At 70.5% G+C, this 22,031-nt stretch carries 24 protein-coding genes and 1 tRNA gene; 12 read left to right on the top strand and 13 right to left on the bottom strand.

Features of this window, described 5'->3' with window-relative positions:
* Positions 1–56 precede the first annotated feature (56 nt).
* The gene (locus tag CCN37_RS41430; protein WP_086820719.1) at positions 57–1,382 is read left to right on the top strand and encodes a DUF2786 domain-containing protein; all 1,326 of its coding nucleotides are present in this window, start codon (positions 57–59) and stop codon (positions 1,380–1,382) included.
* A 43-nt stretch (positions 1,383–1,425) separates the two neighbouring features.
* On the opposite strand, the gene CCN37_RS11475 is transcribed toward CCN37_RS41430, so the two are convergent.
* Positions 1,426–2,022, bottom strand: a complete 597-nt coding sequence (locus CCN37_RS11475) for a hypothetical protein (RefSeq protein ID WP_246842952.1) — start codon at positions 2,020–2,022, stop codon at positions 1,426–1,428.
* A 509-nt stretch (positions 2,023–2,531) separates the two neighbouring features.
* Positions 2,532–2,605, bottom strand: a tRNA-Leu gene (locus CCN37_RS11470).
* A 148-nt stretch (positions 2,606–2,753) separates the two neighbouring features.
* Here CCN37_RS11470 and CCN37_RS11465 point away from each other — a divergent pair.
* The gene (locus tag CCN37_RS11465; protein ID WP_030426645.1) at positions 2,754–2,975 is read left to right on the top strand and encodes a DUF3618 domain-containing protein; all 222 of its coding nucleotides are present in this window, start codon (positions 2,754–2,756) and stop codon (positions 2,973–2,975) included.
* A 25-nt stretch (positions 2,976–3,000) separates the two neighbouring features.
* Here CCN37_RS11465 and CCN37_RS11460 read toward each other — a convergent pair whose 3' ends face one another.
* Positions 3,001–3,609, bottom strand: coding sequence for a TetR/AcrR family transcriptional regulator (locus CCN37_RS11460; RefSeq protein ID WP_086820717.1), 609 nt, complete (start codon positions 3,607–3,609; stop codon positions 3,001–3,003).
* 71 nt (positions 3,610–3,680) lie between these two features.
* Entirely contained in the window at positions 3,681–3,989 is a 309-nt protein-coding gene (locus CCN37_RS11455; RefSeq protein ID WP_210407973.1) for a hypothetical protein, read from the bottom strand.
* 144 nt (positions 3,990–4,133) lie between these two features.
* Between CCN37_RS11455 and CCN37_RS11450 the strand changes: the two genes are divergently transcribed.
* Complete coding sequence (locus tag CCN37_RS11450; protein WP_143261559.1) at positions 4,134–4,484, top strand: hypothetical protein; 351 nt, start codon at positions 4,134–4,136, stop codon at positions 4,482–4,484.
* Between the two features lie 2 nt (positions 4,485–4,486).
* Here CCN37_RS11450 and CCN37_RS11445 read toward each other — a convergent pair whose 3' ends face one another.
* The 3 genes from CCN37_RS11445 to CCN37_RS11435 form a co-directional block, all read right to left on the bottom strand.
* On the bottom strand, positions 4,487–5,722 hold the full coding sequence (locus tag CCN37_RS11445) for an MFS transporter (RefSeq protein ID WP_086820775.1): 1,236 nt from the start codon (positions 5,720–5,722) through the stop codon (positions 4,487–4,489).
* Positions 5,722–6,771, bottom strand: coding sequence for a PLP-dependent cysteine synthase family protein (locus tag CCN37_RS11440; RefSeq protein WP_086820715.1), 1,050 nt, complete (start codon positions 6,769–6,771; stop codon positions 5,722–5,724). The genes CCN37_RS11445 and CCN37_RS11440 overlap by 1 nt, the downstream gene beginning before the upstream one ends.
* 95 nt (positions 6,772–6,866) lie before the next feature.
* The gene (locus tag CCN37_RS11435) at positions 6,867–7,244 is read right to left on the bottom strand and encodes a hypothetical protein (RefSeq protein WP_086820714.1); all 378 of its coding nucleotides are present in this window, start codon (positions 7,242–7,244) and stop codon (positions 6,867–6,869) included.
* A 69-nt stretch (positions 7,245–7,313) separates the two neighbouring features.
* Between CCN37_RS11435 and ggt the strand changes: the two genes are divergently transcribed.
* Both ggt and CCN37_RS11425 read left to right on the top strand, forming a co-directional pair.
* Complete coding sequence (gene ggt, locus CCN37_RS11430; RefSeq protein WP_210407972.1) at positions 7,314–9,188, top strand: gamma-glutamyltransferase; 1,875 nt, start codon at positions 7,314–7,316, stop codon at positions 9,186–9,188.
* Between the two features lie 133 nt (positions 9,189–9,321).
* Positions 9,322–9,837 (top strand): hypothetical protein, encoded by a 516-nt coding sequence (locus CCN37_RS11425; RefSeq protein WP_086820713.1) that lies wholly within the window; start codon positions 9,322–9,324, stop codon positions 9,835–9,837.
* On the opposite strand, the gene CCN37_RS11420 is transcribed toward CCN37_RS11425, so the two are convergent.
* Positions 9,832–11,010, bottom strand: coding sequence for a HAMP domain-containing sensor histidine kinase (locus CCN37_RS11420; RefSeq protein WP_086820712.1), 1,179 nt, complete (start codon positions 11,008–11,010; stop codon positions 9,832–9,834). The genes CCN37_RS11425 and CCN37_RS11420 overlap by 6 nt on opposite strands.
* 6 nt (positions 11,011–11,016) lie before the next feature.
* A complete protein-coding gene (locus CCN37_RS11415; RefSeq protein WP_086820711.1) occupies positions 11,017–11,670 on the bottom strand; it encodes a response regulator transcription factor in 654 nt (217 codons plus the stop codon).
* 160 nt (positions 11,671–11,830) lie between these two features.
* On the opposite strand from CCN37_RS11415, the gene CCN37_RS11410 reads away from it, so the two are divergent.
* The 4 genes from CCN37_RS11410 to CCN37_RS11395 are packed head-to-tail and all read left to right on the top strand — an operon-like array spanning position 11,831 to position 15,388.
* Entirely contained in the window at positions 11,831–12,373 is a 543-nt protein-coding gene (locus tag CCN37_RS11410; protein WP_086820710.1) for a hypothetical protein, read from the top strand.
* Positions 12,370–13,455, top strand: a complete 1,086-nt coding sequence (locus CCN37_RS11405) for a peptidoglycan-binding protein (protein WP_086820709.1) — start codon at positions 12,370–12,372, stop codon at positions 13,453–13,455. The genes CCN37_RS11410 and CCN37_RS11405 overlap by 4 nt, the downstream gene beginning before the upstream one ends.
* Positions 13,452–14,153: an ABC transporter ATP-binding protein gene (locus CCN37_RS11400; protein WP_086820708.1), complete on the top strand. Its 702-nt coding sequence runs from the start codon at positions 13,452–13,454 to the stop codon at positions 14,151–14,153. Before CCN37_RS11405 ends, CCN37_RS11400 begins: the two co-directional genes overlap by 4 nt.
* Positions 14,150–15,388 carry an ABC transporter permease gene (locus tag CCN37_RS11395; protein WP_086820707.1) on the top strand — a complete coding sequence of 413 codons (1,239 nt, stop codon included), beginning with the start codon at positions 14,150–14,152 and terminating at the stop codon, positions 15,386–15,388. Before CCN37_RS11400 ends, CCN37_RS11395 begins: the two co-directional genes overlap by 4 nt.
* A 67-nt stretch (positions 15,389–15,455) precedes the next feature.
* On the opposite strand, the gene CCN37_RS11390 is transcribed toward CCN37_RS11395, so the two are convergent.
* The 3 genes from CCN37_RS11390 to CCN37_RS11380 all read right to left on the bottom strand — a co-directional run bounded on the left by CCN37_RS11390 (position 15,456) and on the right by CCN37_RS11380 (position 17,460).
* A complete protein-coding gene (locus CCN37_RS11390; protein WP_086820706.1) occupies positions 15,456–16,097 on the bottom strand; it encodes a C39 family peptidase in 642 nt (213 codons plus the stop codon).
* A gap of 44 nt (positions 16,098–16,141) precedes the next feature.
* The gene (locus CCN37_RS11385) at positions 16,142–16,708 is read right to left on the bottom strand and encodes a C39 family peptidase (protein WP_143261558.1); all 567 of its coding nucleotides are present in this window, start codon (positions 16,706–16,708) and stop codon (positions 16,142–16,144) included.
* A gap of 92 nt (positions 16,709–16,800) precedes the next feature.
* Positions 16,801–17,460, bottom strand: a complete 660-nt coding sequence (locus CCN37_RS11380; protein ID WP_086820704.1) for a C39 family peptidase — start codon at positions 17,458–17,460, stop codon at positions 16,801–16,803.
* Positions 17,461–17,715: 255 nt separating this feature from the next.
* Here CCN37_RS11380 and CCN37_RS11375 point away from each other — a divergent pair, with 255 nt between their 5' ends.
* On the top strand, positions 17,716–18,750 hold the full coding sequence (locus CCN37_RS11375; protein WP_086820703.1) for a helix-turn-helix transcriptional regulator: 1,035 nt from the start codon (positions 17,716–17,718) through the stop codon (positions 18,748–18,750).
* On the opposite strand, the gene CCN37_RS11370 is transcribed toward CCN37_RS11375, so the two are convergent.
* Positions 18,735–19,763 (bottom strand): oxidoreductase, encoded by a 1,029-nt coding sequence (locus CCN37_RS11370; RefSeq protein ID WP_086820702.1) that lies wholly within the window; start codon positions 19,761–19,763, stop codon positions 18,735–18,737. The two genes, CCN37_RS11375 and CCN37_RS11370, sit on opposite strands and share 16 nt — an antisense overlap.
* Positions 19,764–19,819: 56 nt before the next feature.
* Here CCN37_RS11370 and CCN37_RS11365 point away from each other — a divergent pair, with 56 nt between their 5' ends.
* A complete protein-coding gene (locus tag CCN37_RS11365) occupies positions 19,820–20,392 on the top strand; it encodes a hypothetical protein (protein ID WP_086820701.1) in 573 nt (190 codons plus the stop codon).
* Between the two features lie 79 nt (positions 20,393–20,471).
* The gene (locus tag CCN37_RS11360; RefSeq protein ID WP_086820700.1) at positions 20,472–22,031 is read left to right on the top strand and encodes a methionine--tRNA ligase; all 1,560 of its coding nucleotides are present in this window, start codon (positions 20,472–20,474) and stop codon (positions 22,029–22,031) included.

Raw genomic sequence — 22,031 nt, 5'->3', positions numbered from 1 at the left:
CTTCGACACACTCGGAGACCGAACGGAGGCCCAACTCCATGCTGAAGGACTGATCAATGGGCAAGCGCACCCGAGAGAAGCGCGCTGCCAAGGCGGAGCAGCGAGCGCGCAGGCACGACGGACCGATCCCGCCGAGTCGGGACTCGGACGGTCCTGACGTGTTCATGAACGAGCAGGCGAGTGCTGAAGAGTGGTTTCGTTCGGTGCGCTCGGCTGTGCGCGCGGCGGCGCAGGTGCACCTGATGCACGGGCCGGACGCGGCGGCGGGTCTCATCGACGATCTGGTCGTCCACAGCTCGCGGGTCGGCGTTCGTGACGTGCACCTGGCGGTGGATCGGATGTTGCTGGACGAGGTCGGCCACCTGTGGCGACGCGGATGGTTGCCGGTCGACGCGTTCCAGTTCGTCCGGCGCAGGGCAGGACGTGAGGCCGCGTCACTGCTGGTCGACGTCGTCGCGGCAGAGAACTCCCGGCACGCTGTGGCCACGGTGCACCCGCGGTGGCGGAGCCAGCTGGCTGAGATCGGGGCCACCGTGTGGTGGGAGCGGTCAGAACCGTTGCTGAGCCAGTGGGCGCGGCGACATGGACACGACGAGGCGACCGCGCTCACCGCGGCCGCGGCCGTGCTCGGCGATCTCGCCTTCACGCCCGCGACCACACCGAGCGTGCCTCCGCCCGGTAGTGCCCAGGACGCGTCCCGGGCGCGCTCCGGCGTTGACGAGAAGGTGCTTTCGCGCGTTCGAGGTCTGCTCGCCAAGGCCGAGTCCACCGACTTTCCCGACGAGGCCGAGGCGTTGTCGGCCAAGGCGCAGGAACTGATGAACCGCTACGCGTTGGACCGCGCCGCGGTTGAGGTCGAGGAACAGGCGCCACCCGCGGTCGCGGTGCGCCGGATCTGGCTGGACAGTCCCTACGTGGCGGAGAAAGGACACCTGGTCTCAGCGGTTGCCGGTGCCAACCGATGTCGTTCGGTGCTCGCCGAGAAACCGGGGTACCTCACGGTGGTCGGCGACGAGTTCGACCTGGACTCCACCGAACTGCTGGCGACCTCGTTGCTGGTGCAGGCTAACAGGGCGATGCTGGCGGAAGGAAAGCGGACCGGGCAGGCGAAAACGCGCTCGTACCGCCAGTCCTTCCTGATCTCGTACGGCGTTCGGATCGGCGAGCGGCTGCACACGGTCACCGAACTGGACGACTCGGTGTCCCGCGCGCTCGTCCCCGTGTTCGCCGCGCGCGAGCAGGCCGTCGACAACACCGTTGACGAGCTGTTCCCGCAACTGAAAGCCCGGGACTTCACCGTGCGCGACGCCACCGGCTGGGCCGCTGGGCACGCCGCTGCGGATCGCGCTCGGCTCACCCTGGAACGCGAACAGCTCCGCTGACCGCTGAACCGAACCACAGAGAGGAGGACCACCCGCAGAGCGTTCACTCTGAGAGCAGGCGGACCTGGGAGGGTTCGATTCCCAGGCGTCCGCCGGTGTCGCCGGTGATCTGGTGGCGGTGGGTGATGGCGTGGTCGAGTTGTTTGGCCAGGCGCGGCACCGTGGTTGAGCTCAGGTAGGTCTCGGCGCCCGCGTCGAGGAGGCGGCGGACCGGGCCTTCGTAGCTGACGCCGAGGACGTCGTCCTCGATCTCGGCGATGATGACGCGGGCCTTCGGGAACCTCGCCTGGAGGCTTCCGATCAACTGCGGGCTGATCGGCGGCACGAGCAGGACCTCGGCGGTCGTCGGGGCCTTGTGCATGTCCAGGACGATGTAGTCCGCGCCGAGTTCGGCGGACAGCGACGCTCGGGCGGCGGCCGACAACTTCATCGCCGTTGCCACGATGGTGACGTCGTCGTAGTCCGTCAGCTGAGGGTCGGCCGCCTCGTTCGGCGAACCGGGCTCGGCGAGGGCGTCCTCCAGCGCGCCGCGGGTGCTGGTGATCGTCGCGATCGGGCTGCCGTCTCGGATGAGGGCCACGTCCTCACCGGGCTTGAGGGCGTCGATGAGGTCCACGACGTCCTCGGGCAGGCGGCTCACGTCGATTCGCCACGTTGCTCGGGTGGCGCGGTCGCCGTTCACGCGATGAGGAATGAGGGCGAGGTGGCCATGACAGGTGCCCGTTGAGCTTTGCGGGGTGTGACCCCTGCGGCGGACACGGTCGATGTCGTCATGCGCTCGATCTCCCCACGTTGGTCGGATCACCGTCTGACGCTTGTCCTGCGGGAGACGGCACCCGTCAAGACGTCCGGCGGTGGTGCCTGGTTGCGCGTGAGGAGGTGAGACAGCGGGTAGTGGGGCTGAGAAGCCGGTCCCAGATCTGTCCCAGCGCGATCATTTCGCGTGGTCAACTGAATGATTCTTTCGGCCAGGCCGGAGCGCCTGTGCTGGCGGACCAGATATGTCGAGACCACGTGTGATGGTCACTTCTCGACCGACCGTGCTGGATCGGCAGAAGCTCGCGCCGTAGGGGGTTTGGGGGACTCGGTCCCCCGACATCACGCCACGCGACCCGGTCCGCGCTTCCGCGGACACGGGGCGCCTGAGCGTGGGGCCGGTGGGACTCGAACCCACACTGGCACGGACCTAAACCGTGTGCCTCTGCCAATTGGGCTACGGCCCCCTGCGGAGCACAGCCTATCGGCCCTGCCGGAGGGCGTCGCGGGCAGCTTCGGAACGCTGTTTGCCGACTTTCGGCGTGCCGGTGTCCGGCATGCGCGCGGTGCTGACTACCGTGTTGGGCCGGAGTGTGTCGTGAGCGAGGAGGAGCCGTGGCCCGCGACCCGGACACCATTGAGCGCGAGATCGAGCAGGCGCGAGACGCGCTCGCCACCACGTTGGACCAGCTGAGTGTGCGCGCGCACCCGAAGCGGTTCGTGGAGAGCGGATCGGACGCCGTGCGCCACAAGCTGGACGACCCCAAGATCAAGCTTCCGCTGATCGGGCTGGGCGTGCTTGTGGTGCTGACCCTCGTGCGCAAGCTGTTCCGCTAGGCGGTTCAGCGCGGTCCAGTGCGGATCAGCGCAGCAGGGGCATCAGGGCCTCGTCGACCAGCCGGTCGATGTAGGTCGGATCAGCGGGCTCACCGATCAGCATCAGCCGGTGGGTGAGCGCCGCACCGGCCAGTTCGACGACGATGCCGTGCGGCGCGTCCTCGCGGATCTCGCCGCGCGCGGTGCCCGCCTCCAGAATCCTGCGCAGGATTCTCCGCTGTGAGCTCAGGAAGCCCGCGCGGAACGCCTCCGCGAGCTCGGGTTCGTGCGGCAGTTCGCCGACCAGGGCCTGCGCGGCCTTGCCGACGGGGCCGGTGAGCAGCGTGGCGTAGGTGGACAGGAACTCGCGCAGGTCGTCGGCGACGGCGCCGGTCTCCGGCTGCGGGATGTTGCGGCTGACCAGCTCCTGGCAGGTGTCGATGACCAGTTCGAGCTTGGACTCCCAGCGGCGGTAGATGGTGGCCTTACCGGCCCTGGCCCGCGCGGCGACGGCGTCCATGGTGAGCGCGCGGTAGCCGACCTCGGCCATGACCTCCAGCGTCGCCTGGCGCAGCGCGTCGTCCCTGGTGGCGTCGCGGGGCCTGCCCCGCTGGACTGTTCTGGGCTGTTCCGACTGGGGCGCTGTGGCCACCATGCCTCCCCTGCGACCGGATGCGGCCCGTGTGCCCGCGCGCCAATCCTAGGTCGCTCGGGGAAGCCCCGTGCTCACCCCGCCGCGCTGGCGGACTCCTCGGGTTCGGCCTCGGACGCCGGGGGTTGCTGCTGCCCGGTGGTCATGCCGTGGCGGGCGTGCAGGTAGGCGGTGGTGAAGGCGAAGGCGTCGCCGTCGAGCAGGTGCACGACGGTGCGCTGCTTCTTGCCGGTGACGATCTTCTCGACGATCTGGTCGGCGCTGTCCCGTGCCGCGATCAGGCCGGGGGCGTGCGCCGTCGTGCTCTCCTCGCCCGCGTTGACCGTGATGGTCCAGTCGTCACCGTCGGGAACGTAGTTGATCGTGATCGGTGTGCTGTCCATGGCGCGCCTCCCCGTGGGCTCGCTCCCATGGTGGGAGACGGTCGGCGTCTCCGCAGGACGAGCTTCACCCGGATGGCCGCCGGTAACGAATTCGGTTCGCAATCGGACAAACCAGGTGTCCGGTCACATGTGAGGAGGGTTGGCGTGCGGTTTCTCGGTGGAGTGCTGGTCGCGTGCGCGCTCGTCCTCGCCGTTGAGCACGCGGCGGTCGCTGAGCAGGCCCCGGACTGCGGCATCGTCGTGGCGCTCGGCCTCGTGCCGGAGGACTGCCAGATCTCTTCGCCCTCGCTGCCCACGGCCAGGACCGCCGAGCCGAGCTCGGCGGCGGCCGACCCGTACTACGCCGGTGACAGCGCGGTCTCCGGCGGCGCGATGCTGGCCTCTCCGCCGGAGAGCCCCGTGCGCGGAGCCCCGGCGCCCGCACTCGCCATCGGCCTCGCCCTGCTGGCTCTCGCAGGGGTCGGCGCGGTGGCGGTGCGGATCGTCCGGGACTGAGCTCAGGCGGGTTGCAGTCCGCGAGAGCGGTCGAGCAGGTGGACCGCGAGCGTGCACACGGCGCCGGTCAGCATGAGCGCCAACCAGGGCAGGTAGGGCGCCCCGATCTCCTCAGCGAGGTCGAGCGCGGCGCCGGTGAGCAGGTTGCCCACGGTGATCCCGATGCCGGAGATGGTGTTGTACAGGCCGTAGTGCGTGGCGACCTGGCGGTTGCCCGACAGCGAGACGATCGTGTCCATCTCGAACGGGTAGCCGACCATCGTGCCCGCCGTCAGGACCGCAGCGGCCAGCAAGGCGGGGATGAGCGCGACGGGAGAGCCCGCGTGGTCGACGCCGAGCAGCGATGCGCCGAGCAGGACCGCGAACGCCGCCGTCATCAGGCCGATGCCGAGCACGAGGCAGCGGCCGGGTGACAGTTTTCGCTTGCACCACGCGGTGATCCGGACCTGGCCGACGATCGCCACGACAGCGGAGATCGCGAACAGCGCGCCGACGCCGATCGTGCCGCCCAGCTCGCTCCCGCTGACCTTCCGCACGTGCAGTGGCAGCAGCAGGTAGACCTGGAACGACAGCACGTAGGAGCCGATCATCGCGGCGGAGAACGCCAGGAACTGCCGGTTCCGCAGCACGGTGCGCCACGAGGAGACGCGGTCCGCGCTCGCCGCCTCGTGCGTGGGCAGGGCCCCGACCTGGGCGATGGTCAACCCCAAGAACACCGCGGCGGCGACGAGGCAGGTGAGCCGAAAATCCAGGCCGGTCAGCGCGAGCCCGAGCAGCGGCCCGACCAGGATTCCCGCCTGGTAGAAGACGTTGAACAGCGCGAACGCCTCCACCCGGCGCTCGCCCGCGTCGGCGGCGAGGTAGGCGCGGACGGCGGGGTTGAACAGCGCGCCGGCGAAGCCGGTGGCGAATGAGGCGATGATCAGCGCGGGCAGCGAGTCGACCAGCCCGAGCAGCGCGAAGCCCCCGGTGCGCAGCGTGCACCCGGCGACGATCAGCGGCTTGTAGCCGAAGCGGTCGGCGAGCGCTCCGCCGAGCAGGAACATGCCCTGCTGCGAGAGGTTGCGGACGCCGAGCACGAGCCCGACCAGCCAGCCCGCGAGCCCGAGCGTGCCGGACAGGTGCGCGGCGAGGTACGGCATGAGCATGTAGAAGGCGACGTTGATCGTGAACTGGTTGACCACGAGCATCCGCGCGGGCCGGTTGAAGGACCGGTACTGCGCAAGGGTTTCTCGCATCACGCACCCGCCGGAGCGGTCACGGTGGCGCAGCGGGTCCAGCGGTGGATCTCGCGCTCGGTGGGACTGGCCACCTCGTCGGGAGCGGTCGCGACGGATGCGCCGAGCAGGCCGTGGGACTCGCAGTACTCGTCGTTGAACACGGTGTCGTAATACCGTTGCGGCCCATCGGGGAACACGGCGGCCACGCGCGTGCCGGGGGCGGAAGCCCGAGCAACCCAGCCCGCGACCAGTGACACCGCGCCCACGCTCCACCCGCCGGTGGCGAAGCTGGTCGCGGCGAGCTCGCGGCACTTGAGGACGGCCTCGGCTGGGGCGACCCAGTGCACCTCGTCGAAGTGCTCGTAAGCCACGTTGCGGGGGTAGATGCTGGAGCCGAGCCCGCGCATCAGCCGGGGCCGCGCGGGCTGGCCGAAGATCGTCGAGCCGATGGTGTCCACGCCGATCAGGCGCAGGTGCGGGAAGTGCTTGCGCAGCTCGCGGGACACGCCCGCGGAGTGACCGCCGGTGCCGACCGAGCACACGAGCGCGTCCACCCGGCCGAGCTGCGCGATCAGCTCGTGCGCCAGCGACGCGTAGCCGTCCACGTTGTCGGGGTTGTTGTACTGGTCCGGGCAGTACGAGCCGGGGTAGCGGGCGAGCAGTTCGGCGACGCGCAGCCGCCGCGCCTCCTGCCAGCCGCCGGTGGGGTGCGGCCGCCGGACCAGCTCCACGCGCGCGCCGTGCGCGGCGAGCAGGCGGTGCATGATCGGCTCCAGACCGGGGTCGGTGACCAGGGTGATCGGGTGGTCGAAGGCGATCCCGGCCAGCGCGAGGCCGAGGCCGAGGGTGCCGCTGGTGGACTCGACGATCATGCAGCCGGGCGCGAGGTCGCCGCGCTCCTTGGCCTTGCCGATCATGTGCAGCGCCGGGCGGTCCTTCATGCCGCCGGGGTTGCTGCCCTCCAGCTTCGCCCAGAAACCGCGGCCGCCGGGCTCGTCGATCCACAGCACCGGGGTGTTGCCGACGACGGAGGTCAGGTCGGTTCTGGCCTGCGTGATGGTGTTCATCTGCGTTGTCCCTCAAGGGATTTCGGGCGCGCGAGAGCGCGACCCGAGCACGAATGTGACAGCGAGCCGTCCCCGGGAAGGGGGCGGTGGCACTGTCAGTTCCGAGCCACGCAGATGGTCAGCAGCAGTGTTCGTCCACTGTGGACGGATCTGCTCGAGCTGCTCCGCCGCCGCCGGGGCACCGGTGAGGTCACGAGGCCCAGCACGGGCAGGACCACGGCCAGCTCGGCCAGCGGCGGGGGTTCGCCCTTCGCACGCGGCACCGCGGTGCACAGCACGTCGTCCGAGGAGTGCGCGTGCGGATCGCACGGCGGCAGGTTGTGCGAGTGCCCGTGCGAGGCGTGCGCGACGGGAGCCGGCGCGCCGGACTCGGAAGAGCAGCAGACGGACAGGTGCAGCGTCACGTAGACGGCGAGCAGGAAGAAAGTCGTGAAACGGCTTCGGACACGCTGCGTGGCCGTCTCGTTTCGCACTGCCACAGGGTACCCATTTCGTGATCTGAAGGGGATGCCATCCGCCGGAGCCGCGTGTAGGAAGGGGCGATGACAACCCCGAGAACTGCGCGGACCCGGCTCGGTCTGGCTGTCCTCGCCGTGGTCCCGGTGCTGGCAGGTGTGCTCACGCCGGTCTCAGCGACGGCGGCACCCGAGGACCGGATGGGATGGCCGGGCGGTGCCAAGCGCGCCACCTCCACCGGCTACGGCGGTGGCGTGGCCACCGTCGACCACGATGCGACCAAGGCGGGGATCGAAGCCCTCGCCAGGGGTGGCACGGCTGTGGACGCAGCTGTCGCCGCAGCGGCCGCCCTCGGTGTCACCGAGGCGTACTCGGCCGGCATCGGTGGCGGCGGCTTCTTCGTCTACTACGACGCCCGCACCAAGCAGGTGCACACGATCGACGGCCGTGAGACCGCGCCCGCCGCCATGGGCCCGAACTCCTTCGTGGACCCCAAGACCGGCAAGGTGCTGCCCTTCGACCAGGCCGTCACCTCCGGCCTCTCCGTCGGCGTGCCCGGCACCCCGGCGACGTGGGAGCGCGCGCTGCGCAAGTGGGGCCGCCTCGACCTCAGGCAGAACCTGCGCCCCGCGATCGAGATCGCCCGCAAGGGCTTCGTCGTCGACGAGGAGTTCCGCGGCCAGACCGCGCTGAACGAGAAGCGCTTCCGCGCCTTCCCCGCGACCGCCGAGCTGTACCTGCCGGGCGGGAAGCTGCCCGAGGTCGGCACGAAGCTGAAGAACCCGGACCTGGCCGACACCTACGAGCAGCTGGGCCGCAAGGGCGTCGACTGGCTCTACAAGGGCGAACTGGGCCGCGACATCGCCAGGACGGCGGAGAAGCCCCCGGTGGACCCCGCGGCCGGGCTGACCGTGCCTGCTGGCCTGATGAAGCCCGCCGACCTCGCCGCCTACAAGGTGGAGGAGCGCAAGCCGACCAAGATCGGCTACCGGGGCCTCGACGTCTACAGCATGGCCCCGCCGTCCTCCGGTGGCACCACCGTCGGCGAGTCGCTGAACATCCTGGAGAACTACCGCCTCTCCGGCAAGACGCCCAAGGACGAGGCCGAGGCGCTGCACCTCTACCTGGAGGCCACGCGGCTGGCCTACGCCGACCGCAACAAGTGGGTCGGCGACCCGGGTTTCGTGAACGTCCCCGTGCAGGGGCTGCTCTCCGACGAGTTCGCCAGGCAGCGGGCCTGCGCCATCAAGCAGGACAAGACGATGGGCCACCCCGCGGTCGCCGGTGACCCGACGAAGATCGTCCCCGGTCAGCCGTGCGCGACGCCGATGCCCGCCGCCCCGATGACCTACGAGGGCCCGTCCACCACGCACCTGGTGGCGGCAGACCGCTGGGGCAACGTGGTGTCCTACACGCTGACCATCGAGCAGACCGGCGGAAGCGGCATCACCGTGCCGAAGCGCGGCTTCCTGCTCAACAACGAGCTGACCGACTTCGACATCGAGCCGCCCGCCGCGGGTCAGCCGCTGCCCGCCAACGCGCCCGCCGCCGGCAAGCGCCCGCGCAGCAGCATGTCGCCGACCATCGTGCTCAAGCAGGGCAAGCCGCTGCTCGCGGTCGGCTCGCCCGGTGGCTCGACGATCATCACCACCGTGCTGCAGACGCTGGTGAACCGGCTCGACCTGGGCAAGTCGCTGCCGGAGGCCGTGCTCGCGCCGCGCATCTCGCAGCGCAACGCCGCCAAGACCGAGGCGGAGAAGGGCTTCATGGACTCCCCGCTGCGCCCGCTGCTGGAGGCCAAGGGGCACCAGTTCACGCTGGCGCCGACCACCTTCGCGCCGAACCCGGAGATCGGCACGGTGGCCGCGCTGGAGTTCTTGGGCAACGGCCGCATCCAGTTCGCCGCCGAGCCCAACCGGCGGGGTGGGGGAAGCGCACTCGCGCTCATCCCGATCCGCTAGCGAACCACCCCGACGGGCCCCCGGACGACCGATTCCGGGGGCCCGTCGGGCTCCGCAGGGGTGAACCCTGAAAACACCCCCAGATCGCCTTCGCAGGCCTCTGCGCAGGGCTTTTCGGGGCTACCGTCGTGGCATGGACTCGTTCTGCGCCTTCGAGGGCTCGGGTGGCACGGTGGTCCCGGTCCGCCGGGCCGTTGCCAGCACCGACAACATCGCGGTCGGTGTCACCGCGGTGTGGGCGACGCCGCAGGGCTGCCACGTCGAGGTGAGCGTCACCGCGCGGGCCGAGGGCCTCGCGGTCGCGGAGTGGGAGCAGATCCGGGCGGGCCTGACGGGCTCGGCCAAGCCGCCGCGCTTCGCCGTCCGGTTCGCCGACGACACGCTCGCCGTCGAGCACGGCGGGGGCTGGCCGAGCTACCGGCACAGCGAGGGCGCGTGGCGGCTGGAGCCGTCGTTCAGCGTCACCTGGGCCGATGCCACGGTCAAGGAGGACGTGGTGCACACCTACGCGTTGCTGTGGTTGTGGCCGCTGCCGCCGGAGCAGCCCTTCGAGTTCCTGGTGGAGTGGTTCTCCGCCGGTGTCGAGCCGACCGGGATCACCTTGGACGGCGCCGAGATCGCCGCCGCGCTGCGGGAGACCAGCTCATGACCTGAGCGGGAGCGTGACCCGCACGTGCAGGCCGCCCTTCGCCCTGGCCTCGGCCGCGACGGAACCGCCGTGCGCCTGGGCGATCGAGGACACGATCGACAGGCCGAGCCCGGCGCCGCCGTCTGCGGAGCCCGTGCGCTCCTTGCCCCTGCGGAACGGCTCGAACAGCAGTGGGACGGTCGCGGGGTCGATCACCTGGCCGGTGTTGACCACCTGGAGCCCGCTGCGGGCGTTGGTGCGGACCCAGATCTGCCCGCCGTCCACGTTGTGCCGCACCGCGTTGCCGACGAGGTTGGTGACCAACTGCGTCAGCAGCACCTGATCCCCCAGCACCAGCAACGGTTCCGCGTTCACCTCGACCTCGATCGAGCGTCCTGCCGCGGCGGACGCGTGCTGCTCCACGACATCGGTGACGATCCGGTGCAGCTCCACCGGGACACGGTTCTCGATGCCGCGATCACTGCGCGCGAGCAGCAACAGCCCGTCGATGAGCCGTTCGCTGCGCCGGTTGGCCTCCAGCATCTGCTCGCTGACCTCGGCGAGCTGTTCGCGGCTGGGGTCCTTCAGCCCGATCTGGATCGCCGCGCGCTGGATGGCCAGCGGGGTGCGCAGCTCGTGCGAGGCGTTGGCGATGAACCGGCGCTGGCTGTCGAAGGCGTGCTGCAACCGGTCGAGCATCGTGTCGAAGGTCCCGGCGAGGTCGGTCAGCTCGTCGCGCGGCCCGGCCAGCGCGATCCGCTCGTGCAGGTTGGCCGAGGACAGCCGCTGCGCCGTCGCGGTGATCTGGTGCAGCGGGCGCAGCACCCGGCCGGAGATCCACCATCCCGCCGCGACCGACAGCGCCGCGATGAAGATCAACGCCAGCCCGGAGTAGAGCAGCAGCGATGACAGGGCGGTGTCCGCGCTGACGGTGGCGATGTCCCTGGTGAACGACTCCACCCGTCGCGCCGCGACGACCGAACGGGGCTCGACCTCGGCCGTCGCTCCGTTCATCGACCACATGAGCACTTCAGACGGCACGTCTGACTTCGCCACCGCGATCGACAGCCGGTCCCCGATCGTCTGCGACATCAACAGGTAGACAACGGTCACCAGCACCGTGCCGGAAGCGAGGAAGAGCCCGCTGTAGAGCGCGGTCAGCTTGGTGCGCACGGTCGGCCGGAGCAGTCCCATCACGCCTCAGATCCGGTAGCCGGCGCCGGGAACGGTCTCGATCACCGGCGGCTCGCCGAGCTTGGCGCGCAGTTTCGACATCGCCACGCGCACGGCGTTGGTGAACGGGTCGGCGAACTCGTCCCACGCCTGCCGGAGCAGCTGTTCGGAGCTGACCACCGTGCCCTGCGCGCGCAGCAGCACCTCCAGCACGGCGAACTCCTTCGGCGTCAGCTCGATCCGCCTGCCGTCCCTGGTGACCCGGCGCCGCGCCGCGTCCAGCTCGACGCCCTTCGCGCTGAGCACGGGCGGCAGCGCGGGAGCGGCCCGGCGGGCGAGCGCGCGCACCCGCGCCACCAGCTCGGGGTACTCGAACGGTTTGGTCAGGTAGTCGTCGGCGCCGAGTTCGAGGCCGTCGACGCGGTCGTCCAGCGAGCCCGCCGCGGTCAGCATCAGCACCTTGGTCCGGCTCGCCGAGCGGGCGAGCTCGCCGCAGATGTCGTCGCCGTGCATGCCCGGCAGGTCGCGGTCGAGCACCACCACGTCGTAGTCGTGCACGGCGAGCCGTTCGTGCGCGGTGAGCCCGTCGTAGGCGACGTCGACGGCCATCGCCTCCGATCGCAGACCCGATGCGACCAGGTCGGCGAGGACCTTCTCGTCCTCGGCCACCAACACCCTCATCCGGTCCTCCACGCGCTCCGTTGTACCCGCCCACCCTGCACGGGCCGGGGTTTCCGAAAGGTTTCCGGCGAACGAAAACCTTCCGAAACACCCCACCACGTAGACCTGGTCGCCGTAACGCCGACGACGGCGAAGTCAGCTATTCGAGGAGTGCGACACGATGAGAACACTGCGGCTCGCTGGTGTCAGCGCCGTCCTGATGTCGGCGCTGGTGCTGGCCGGGTGCTCGGGCGCGCCGGACAACAAGGTCGCCTCGCTCGGCGGGGACAAGGACAAGGCCGCCGCGCAGAATGACGCGGACGTGCCCAAGGACCCCAAGGAACGCATGCTCAAGTTCGCGAAATGCATGCGGGACAACGGGGTCGACATGCCGGACCCGGAGTTCGGGGAGGGCGGTTCCTCGGTCACGCTCGGCCGGGGTGAGATCGACCCCGAGAAGTTCAAGAAGGCCGACAAGGCGTGCGAGAAGTACTCCGGCGCCAAGGACTTCAACCCCAACGACCCGAAGTTCAAGGAGGAGCAGCTGAAGTGGGCCAAGTGCATGCGGGAGCAGGGGATCGACGTCCCCGACCCCGGTGCCGACGGCACGGCGGCCGCGATCCCGCTGGACGGGGACAAGGAGAAGATGGAGGCCGCGTTCAAGAAGTGCAGCGGCGACGGCAAGGGCGGCATGATCGCGGTGCGCCCGGGTGGTGACAAGTGACCGAGAAGCGCGGCGGTCGCAGGGCCGCGGTCGTCGTCGGCGCCGCGGCGGTGCTCGCCGCCGGTGGGATCACCGCGGTCGCCCTGCTCAGCGGGGGAGATCCAGCGGCGGCCGACAACACCAGGGCCAAGCCGGGGGCCACCTCCGAGATCGAGAAGACCACGTTGGTGCAGCAGGAGAAGGTCGACGGCAAGCTCGGCTACGGCGGCACCTACGACGTGTCGGCGGGCGGCTCCGGCGGCGGCATCTACACATCGCTGCCCAAGGAGGGCCAGGTCGTCCGGCACGGCCAGCAGCTGTACTCGGTCAACGACCGCACGGTGCCGCTGTGGCGGGGCGGAGTTCCCTTGTGGCGCAAGCTCTCCTCCGGCGTGGACAAGGGCTCCGACATCAAGCTCGTCGAGCAGAACCTGCGCGATCTCGGCTTCTTCAAACAGACGCCGGACGAGAAGTTCAACGACGCCACGGCCGCGGCGATCAAGAAGTGGCAGAAGGCGCTCGGCGTCGAGCAGACCGGCGCGATCGACGTCGGCGACGTGGTGATCATGCCGAGCGACATCCGGATGACCAAGGTGGACGGCACGCTCGGCGGTCCCGCGCAGGGCAAGCTCGGCACGGCCAGCAGCACCGACCGCGTGGTCACGGTGAAGATGCCGGTGACCAAGCAGTCGGTCGCCAAGAACGGCGCCAAGGTCGAGGTCGCGCTGCCCGGCGGCAAGCGCGCGCCCGGCCGGATCACCTCGGTCGGCACCGTCGCCACCAAGGCCGAGGACGACAAGGGTTTCGGCGGCTCGCCGCCCACGGTCGACGTGGAGGTCGTGCTCGACGACCCGAGCGCGGCGGGCACGCTCGACGGGGCGCCGGTGTCGGTCTACTTCACCAGCGAGAGCAAGGAGAACGTGCTCGCGGTGCCGCTGAACGCCTTGCTGCGCTTGGCGGAGGGCGGCTACGGCGTGGAGCTGGTGCAGCCGGACGGCAGCACGAAGCTGGTCGGCGTCGAGCTGGGCCTGTTCGGCAACGGCAAGGTCGAGGTGACCGGCGCGGACATCCGCGAGGGCGCCAGGATCAAGGTCGCGGCATGACGAACCCGACCCTCGCCACGGTGATCGAGATGGAGCGGGTCTCCAGGACCTACCCCGGTGACGTGCGCGCGCTGCGCGAGGCGTCGGTGCGGATCGTGGAGGGCGAACTGCTCGCGGTGGTCGGCCCGTCCGGCTCCGGCAAGTCCACGATGCTCCAGCTCATGGGCACGCTGGACCGGCCGTCGGAGGGCGTGGTGCGGCTGCTCGGGCACGACGTCGCGGCGCTGTCGGACCGGCAGCTCTCCGCGGTGCGCGCGAACTGGATCGGCTTCGTGTTCCAGCAGTTCTTCCTCACCCCGCACCTCAACGCCGCGCAGAACGTGGAGACGGGCCTGCTCTACCACGGGCTCAGCCGCGCGCAGCGGCGGCGCAGGGCGCTGGAGGCGTTGGAGCGGGTCGGCCTCGGCCACCGCGTCGAGCACCGCCCGGCCGAGCTCTCCGGCGGCGAGAAGCAGCGGGTGGCCGTCGCGCGGGCGTTGGTGGCGCGACCGGCCATCCTGCTCGCGGACGAGCCGACCGGGGCGCTGGACTCGCGCTCCGGAGCGGGGGTTCTCGCGCTGCTGCACGAGCTCAACGCGGAGGGCACGACGATCGCGGTGATCACCCACGACCAGGAGATCGCCCGCTCGCTGCCGCGCCGGGTGGAGCTGCTGGACGGGACGATCCGGCACGACACCTCGCTCCGGGAGGCGGCATGACCACGCTCATCGACCGGCCCGCGAGCGCGTCGCCGGAACCGCGCCCGCTGCCGCGCTCGGCGCGGGTCGGGCTCGCCGACCTGGTCCGCGCGGGGCTCGCCGGGGTGGTCGGCAGGCCGACGCGGGCCGTGCTCTCCGCGCTGGGCATCGCGATCGGGGTCGCCGCGATGGTGGCGGTGCTCGGGATCAGCGCGGCCAGCCAGGCGGAGCTCAAGGCGCAGCTGGACAAGCTCGGCACGAACCTGCTCCAGGTGGGCGCGGGCAAGTCCTTCTTCGGCGAGGAGACCCGGCTGCCGAAGGAGGTGGTCGAGATGGTCGCCAGGATCGGCGGCGTGCGGCAGGCGAGCGGGACCGGCGCGGTGGCCAACGTCAACGTCTTCCGCACCGATCTCAGCAACGCCAGGGAGACCGGCGGGATCTCCGTGCTGGCGGCGAAGCTCAACCTGCTCGACACCGTCGGCGCGTCTGTCCGAAGTGGAACGTGGCTCAACGGGGCGATCGCCAAGTACCCCGGCGTTGTGTTGGGGCACAAGGCCGCCGAGCACCTGGGCATCGACAAGCCGGGCACGCAGGTCTGGCTGGGCGCGCAGTGGTTCACCGTGGTCGGCATCCTCGACCCGGTGCAGCTGGTGCCGGAGCTGGATCGCGCCGCGCTCGTCGGCTGGGAGATCGCCGAGCAGAAGCTCCGCTTCGACGGCCACCCCAGTACCGTCTACGAGCGCTCGGACGACGACAGTGTCGAGCAGGTCCGCGAGGTGCTGCCGGGAACGGTGAACCCGCAGAGCCCCAACGAGGTCAGCGTCAGCAGGCCGTCGGACGCGTTGCAGGCGCAGATCACCGCGCAGAACACCTTCGCCACCATGTTCCTCGGCCTCGGCGCGGTCGCGCTGCTGGTCGGCGGGGTCGGGGTGGCCAACACCATGGTGGTCTCCGTGCTGGAGCGGCGTTCGGAGATCGGGTTGCGGCGCGCGCTCGGGGCGGGCCGGGGCCAGATCAGGGCGCAGTTCCTCACCGAGGCGGTGCTGTTGTCCGGGCTGGGCGGGTTGTTCGGGGTCCTGCTCGGGTTGGGGATCAGCGTCGCGTGGTCGGTCAACAGCGGGTGGCCGATCACGGTGCCTGTCGTGGCGATCGGAGCCGGGGTCGGGGCCTCGGTGCTGATCGGATCGCTGGCGGGCTGGTTCCCGGCGGGCAAGGCGGCGAAGCTCTCGCCGACCGAGGCGCTGGCGACCGCCTGAGGCGGGCACCGCACACGAGGAAGCCGGGGAGGTCAGGGCTCCCCGGCTTCCTCATGTACGTGTTTTCTTAGGCGGCGTAACCCTTTCCGCCGATCCAGGTGCCCAGGTTGTGCGTGCTGATCCAGTACGCCCTCGGCACGTTGGCCCAGCCACCGCCGCCGGAACCCTCACCGGCCGGGTCCGCGATCAGGGCCTCGGCCCCGCCCGCCCGGTAACCGACGACGGCGACGTAGTGGTAGATCATGCCGCCGGGGTAGCCGGGCGGACGCCAGCCGCTGACCACGTTCGCGACGATCGGGTAGTTGTTGTCGATGTTGAGAACGAGGTCGCGGCGGAGCAGGTCCCGCTGTCCCTGGCTGGGCGGGTCAGCCATGTTCTTGGCCTCGAACCACGTGGTGCCCGCGAAGTGGTTCAGCGCGTTGCGGACGAGCCCGATGTGGTTGGTCCCGTTCTCCGTGGTGCCCATGAAGTTGGCCAGCGTCTGCTGGCTGGGCGGGGAGACCCTGGTGCTCAACGCGATCTGCGTGGAGCCGGGGCCGCACCAGTAGCCGGTCTCCTGGCGGCGCCAGGTGTAGTTGAGCACCTTGTTGTCGGCCTGGGCGACAACGCCCTCCGAAGCCGCGTCAGGGGCGGCGTTCGCGGTACCGGCGGCGATGAGCGTCATGGTCGACGCACCGACGAGCAGCAGGGTTGCCAGTCGTTTGATCATGTTGAGTCTCCGTTGCTGATGACGTCCGCGAAGGACGTACGGGACTACGAGATGTAGTTGTCCACCAGGGAGGTGAGGGCTTCGGCGGTCAGCCAGCGAGTCCGGGGAACGGTCTCCCAGCCGGGCCCGCCCGTTCCCTCGGCCGAGGCGTCGGCCACCAGGACCTCCGCCCCACCCGACCGGTAGCCGACGACCGTGACGTGGTGCCCACCCCGCGGACCCGACGGGTGCCAGCCGTCGGCGAGGTGCACGATCACCGGGTAGTTGTTGTTGATGTTGAGAACGACGTCGCGCGACAGCTGGCCGCTGATCGGCTTGAGCTCGAACCAGGACGTGCGCAGGGCCTGGTTCACCGCGCGCCTCATGCGCGTCCCGGGGTCGCCGACGATCGGTGACCCCAGGAGCCCGTGCAGCTTCTGCTGGCTGGGCACGGGCTTGACGCGCGGGCTCACCGCGACCCGCAGTGCGGCGGCGTCGGCCCAGCCCGTCTGCTGCTGGCCCTGCCACTCGTGGGTGAGCGTCTTCTCGGTGGCGTTCGCGTGCGCAGGGGCCGCGAACACCGTTGCTGCGAGGGAAACCGCCGCCACGACGGCGGCTCTACGGCGGATCATGACCACTCCGGTTGAGTTCGTGTCCGGCAGGGACGGGCGATCGGCTCCACAGTGGACGCGGACTGCCGTCCACTGTGGAGCCCGTCGCGAACTCAGGCGGTGTAGCCCTTTCCGCCGATCCAGGTGCCCAGGTTGTGGGTGCTGATCCAGTAGGTGCGCGGGACGTTGTTCCAGCTCCCACCTCCGGCCCCGGCGGCGGCCGGGTCGGCGATGAGGGCCTCGGCACCACCGGAGCGGTAGCCGACGACGGCGACGTAGTGGTAGATCGTGCCGCCGGGGTAGCCGGGCGGGCGCCAGCCGCTGACCACGTTGGCGACCATCGGGAAGTTGTTGTTCACGTTGAGCACCAGGTCGTACTGCAGGCGGTCGCGCTGGGCCTGCGACGGCGGGTCGGGCAGGTTCTTGACCTCGAACCAGCTCGTGCCGATGTAGTAGTTCAGCGCGTTGCGGACGAGACCGATGTGGTTGGTCCCGTTCTGCGTCGTGCCCATGTAGTTCGCCAGCTGCTGCTGGCTGGGCGGCGTGCGCCGGGTGGCGATGGCCATCTTGGCCGAGCCGGGGCCGCACCAGTACCACGTCTCCTGGCCGTACCAGGTGTGGTTGAGGACCTTGCTGGAGAGGGCGTTGACCGAGCCCGCCGAGGCCTCGGCCTTGCTGGCCGGGGTCGCGGGCGCGGCGGAAACGGTGCCGCCCGAGACGAGGGACATGGCCGCCGAGGCGACGACCACCAGGGACGCCAATCGTTTGATCATTCTGTGCTCCGTGGTTGCAGGGGGTGATCACGGAGTGTGAGTGGCCTCACACGTGAATCAGGTTCGCCCCTGTCGGCGCTTTCGTGCGCCCCCCTTCAAGGCTGATCGAAGAACGCGCGAGTAATTCGATTCCGATTTGCTCCGTTCGGCGCAAGCGGCGACTCGCGCATCGAGGTCTTGTCCGCCACTGTTGACTCTTCGGAAACCGTGTGACTGTCTTCAGATTCCAGTTCGCCGGGGAGAACGGGAGTCACCATGCTGCGCATCCACTTCACCGCGGAGGACCTGGGCAGGACGCGCGTCGCCGCGGCACCGGACCCACTGTGGGAAACGGTGCTGAGCGTGCAGCGCCTGCTCGCGCGGGACAGCGACGCGGTCTTCGACGGCTGGCGGCACCAGGTCCGCTCCGCCTTCACCCAGCCCAGCCTGCTCGACCAGCTGCGGTTGCTGCTCCCGCTGCTGCCACCGCGCGGCTACTTCCCGGACTTCCTCACGCCCACCAACGGCTCGCAGGGCCTGCGCGCGGGCATCGAGGCGATCCTCAGCACGCCCAAGCAGCGCCTGCGCGCCGAACTGGACCTGCTGGACAACCGCTACCAGCTGCCGTCGTGGGTCAGCGCGCTCGCGGAGGGCGACCGGGAGGTGCTGCGGCGGCTGACCTCGGCGATCGTCACCTACCACGAGGTCGCGCTCGCGCCGTACCAGTCGCGCCTGCAGGCGTGCGTGGACTCCGACCGCGCGGTCCGCGCCCGCACCGTGCTCGACGCGGGCGCGGAGGGCCTGCTGTCCGGGCTGAGGCCGATGATGCGCTGGTCGTACCCGATCCTGGAGGTCGAGTACCCGGTGGACCAGGAGCTGCGCTTGGACGGCAGGGGGCTCCTCCTGCTGCCGTCGTTCTTCTGCTACCAGTACCCGGTCTCGCTGATGGACCCGACGCTGACGCCGGTGCTCGTCTACCCAGTGGAACGCGACGCCAGGTGGATCGGCGACGATTCGCGGCGCGCGCGCAACGACGGCGAACGCGCGCTCGCGGCGCTGCTCGGCAGCACCCGCGCCGGAGTCCTCGAAGCGGTCGCGGCGGGGCACACGACCAGCGAGCTGGCGCGGCGGATGAACATTTCCCCGGCCTCGGCCAGCCAGCACGCGACAATTCTGCGCAACGCCGGTCTGGTGACCAGCCGCCGCTACGGCAGCGCCGTGCTGCACACGCTCACTCCGCTCGGCGCGTCATTGCTGCGCAATCCCGCAGAACGCGCCGTGCAGGAATCGCGCGCTTACGGCAACCGGTAGCTCAGCCGCGCGATCCGCCCGCGCTCCCCGGAAGCCCAGCAGGCGCCGTCGGCGGTGCAGTCGACGGTGTCGAAGCTCCCGGCGTCCAGGTGCGTCCAGCTCCGCCCGCCGTCCCGGCTCACGTCGCTGCCGGTCGGCCCGACCGCGACCACCGACCTCGGCCGGACGGCGATCCCCGACCGGTATCCGCCGAGCTGGGTCGGCCCCGCCTGCCAGGTGCGGCCGCCGTCACCGGTCAGCGCGACGGTGCTCTTGCCGGCCGCGTTCGCGAAGTCCCCGCCGACCGCGATCCCCTCGCGCCTGCCGGTGAAGGCCATCCCGAAGATCCCGGCGCTCTCGCTCGCCGCGACCGGTGATTCCGTTACGCGCCAAGTGCGTCCACGGTCCTCGGAGTGGAAGACCCGAGACTTCGCCCCGCCGCCCGTGGCGAACCACGCGTCCCGGCGGCCGGAGGAGACCAGGCACTGCCCGCTCGCCGCGAATGCTGCCTCCTTCTCCAATGCTGGTGGCATTCCCTTGTCGGACAGGACTTTCCAGCTCCGCCCACTGTCCGAAGTGGACAGAATGCGGAACTTCCCGCCCACCGGGTCGCTCAGCGCGATGCCGTTGCGCGAGTCGAAGAACGTGAGGCAGTCGTAGAACGCCTTCGGCTCGGGGTTCTGGAAGGCCAGCTGCCAGCTCCGCCCGCCGTCCGAGGTCCGGTACACGCGGGAGTCCGTACCCTCGCCGATCGACAGCACGACCGCGCGGTCCGCGTCGAAGGCGTGGATGTCGCGGAACTGGAGCGCGCTGGTGCCGGGCGGACCGACCCGTTGCCACGCGCGCCCGCCGTCGACGGTGCGCAGCACGACCCCGCCGCTGCCGCCCGCCCACGCCACGCGGTCACTCACCGCCGACAGGCCCCGGAAGCGCGCTTCGGTGTTCGTCGGTGTCAGCTGCCATGGTGACTCGGCGGCCACTGCGGGCAGCGGAGCCAGCGCGAGCAGGGCGACACTCAGGGGCAACCACCTCATGCGGTCGGAAGGTAGCGGCCCCGATGAGCGGTTCATAGAGCTGGAAGGAGCAGCGCGTGTTGTTCCCCCAACGGTTTCTCGACGCCCTCGTGCACGGAGAGGCCGACCTGGCGTTTCGCAGGCGGACCAAGCCCGCCGCGCGCACCGGAGGCAGTCAGCGCACCGCCGCCGGTGTCGTCGAGTTCGTGGCCGTCGAGGTCGTCGCGCTGACGGAGATCTCCGCCGAGGCCGCGCGCCGCGCCGGGTACTCCTCGCGCGCGTCACTGCTGGCCGAGCTGGAGCGGCGGTCGGGGGAGATCTACCGCGTCCAGGTCCGGCTCGCTGGCGCCGACCCGCGCGTGGCCCTGCGCGAGCGGGCTCCGATCCCTGCCGAGCTGACCGAGATCCGCGCCCGGCTCGACCGCTTCGACTCCGCGAGCACGCACGGCGCGTGGACGCTCGCCGTGCTCCGCCTGATCGCGGAGAACCCGGGGGAGCCCGCCGCCTGCCTCGCCGAACTCCGGGGCCGGGAGACGCGACTGTTCAAAGTGGACGTTCGCAAGCTGAAGGAGCTGGGGCTGACCGAAAGCCTCGCCGTGGGCTACCGGCTCTCGGCCAGGGGCGAGGCGGTGCTGGCAGCTCTGGGCTGACCTGCGGAAAATCCGCGTGACGGGATGCCACTAAACTGGGTGACGACCCGCTCTTGCTCAACCAAATGCTGGGGAGACCATGTCCGGCGCGTCCTTCATCTCCACGACGATTCCCTACGTCAACGCCAGCCCGCACCTGGGCCACGCGCTGGAGTGGGTCCAGACGGACGCGTTCGCCCGGCACATGGCCATGCGCGGCCAGGACGTCTACGTGCTCAGCGGCTCCGACGAGAACGCGCTGAAGAACGTGCTCGCCGCCGAGAAGGCCGGTGTCTCGGCCGAGGAGCTGGTCGCGAGCAACGTGGTCTTCTTCGAGGAGCTGATGAGGCGCCTGGAGGTCGGCCTCACCCGGTTCATCCGGACCAGCGTCGACCAGGACCACATCGACGGCGCCGTGGAGATCTGGCGCCGGATGGCCGCCAGCGGCGACATCTACACCAAGGAGTACTCCGGCCTGTACTGCGTGGGCTGCGAGCAGTTCTACGGCGAGGACGAGCTCGTCGACGGCAAGTGCCCGGAGCACCTCACCGTGCCCGAGCTGGTCAGCGAGACCAACTACTTCTTCAAGCTCTCCCGCTACGGCGACCGCCTGCTCGCGGCGCTGGAGTCCGGCGAGATCAAGATCGTCCCGGAGACCCGCCGCAACGAGGTGACCAGCTTCGTCCGCGCCGGTCTTGAGGACATCAGCATCTCCCGCTCGATGGCCCGCGCGCGCGGCTGGGGCATCCCGGTCCCGGGCGACGACAGCCAGGTCATGTACGTCTGGATCGACGCGCTGACCAACTACACCAACGCCCTCGGCTGGTTCCGCGACGACGAGAACTGGCGCAAGTACTGGGTCGAGGCCGAGGACCGCGTGCACGTGGTCGGCAAGGGCGTCACCCGGTTCCACGCCGTGTACTGGCCCGCCATGCTCATGTCCGCGGGCCTGCCGCTGCCCACCGAGATCGTGGTGCACGGCTACATCACCGCGGGCGGTCGCAAGATCGGCAAGTCCCTCGGCAACGCCGTCGACCCGGTCGCCCTCGTCGAGCAGTTCGGCGTCAACGCGATCCGCTACTTCCTGCTCGCCGACTTCTCGCCCTTCGGCGACGGCGACTTCAGCGAGGAGCGCTTGGTCTCGCGCTACAACACCGACCTGGCCAACGGCCTCGGCAACCTCGTCAGCCGCGTCACCAGCATGACCCAGCGCTACCGCGAGGGCGTCGTCCCGGCGCCCGGCCCCGTCGAGGCGCCCGAGCTGTCCCTCGCCGAGCAGGTCGCCGTCAGCGCCCGCGACTCCCTCGAGGCGATGGTCCGCTACGACCACCGCGAGGCCCTGACCAAGGTGTGGGACCTCGTCCGGCGCACCAACGCCTACGTCGACGAGCGCGCCCCCTGGCACCTCGCCAAGGCCGGTACCCCCGAGTCCGAGGCCCTGCTCGACACCACGCTGCACCACCTCGTCGGCGCCATCCGGCAGCTCGGCGGCCTCATCCAGCCGTACCTGCCCGTGCCCAGCGCCGCGATCCTCGAGGCCCTCGGCGAGAAGGCCGAGAGCGTCCCCGCCGCAGACGCGTGGCTCGCCGACCTCACCGGCCGCGCCATCAGCAAGCCCCCCGCCCTCTTCCCCCGCCTGGAACTCCCCGCAGCCGAGTAG

The sequence above is a fragment of the Allokutzneria sp. NRRL B-24872 genome (assembly GCF_002155965.1).
GTDB lineage: Bacteria > Actinomycetota > Actinomycetes > Mycobacteriales > Pseudonocardiaceae > Allokutzneria.
This window is presented reverse-complemented; position numbering and strand designations above follow the sequence as displayed.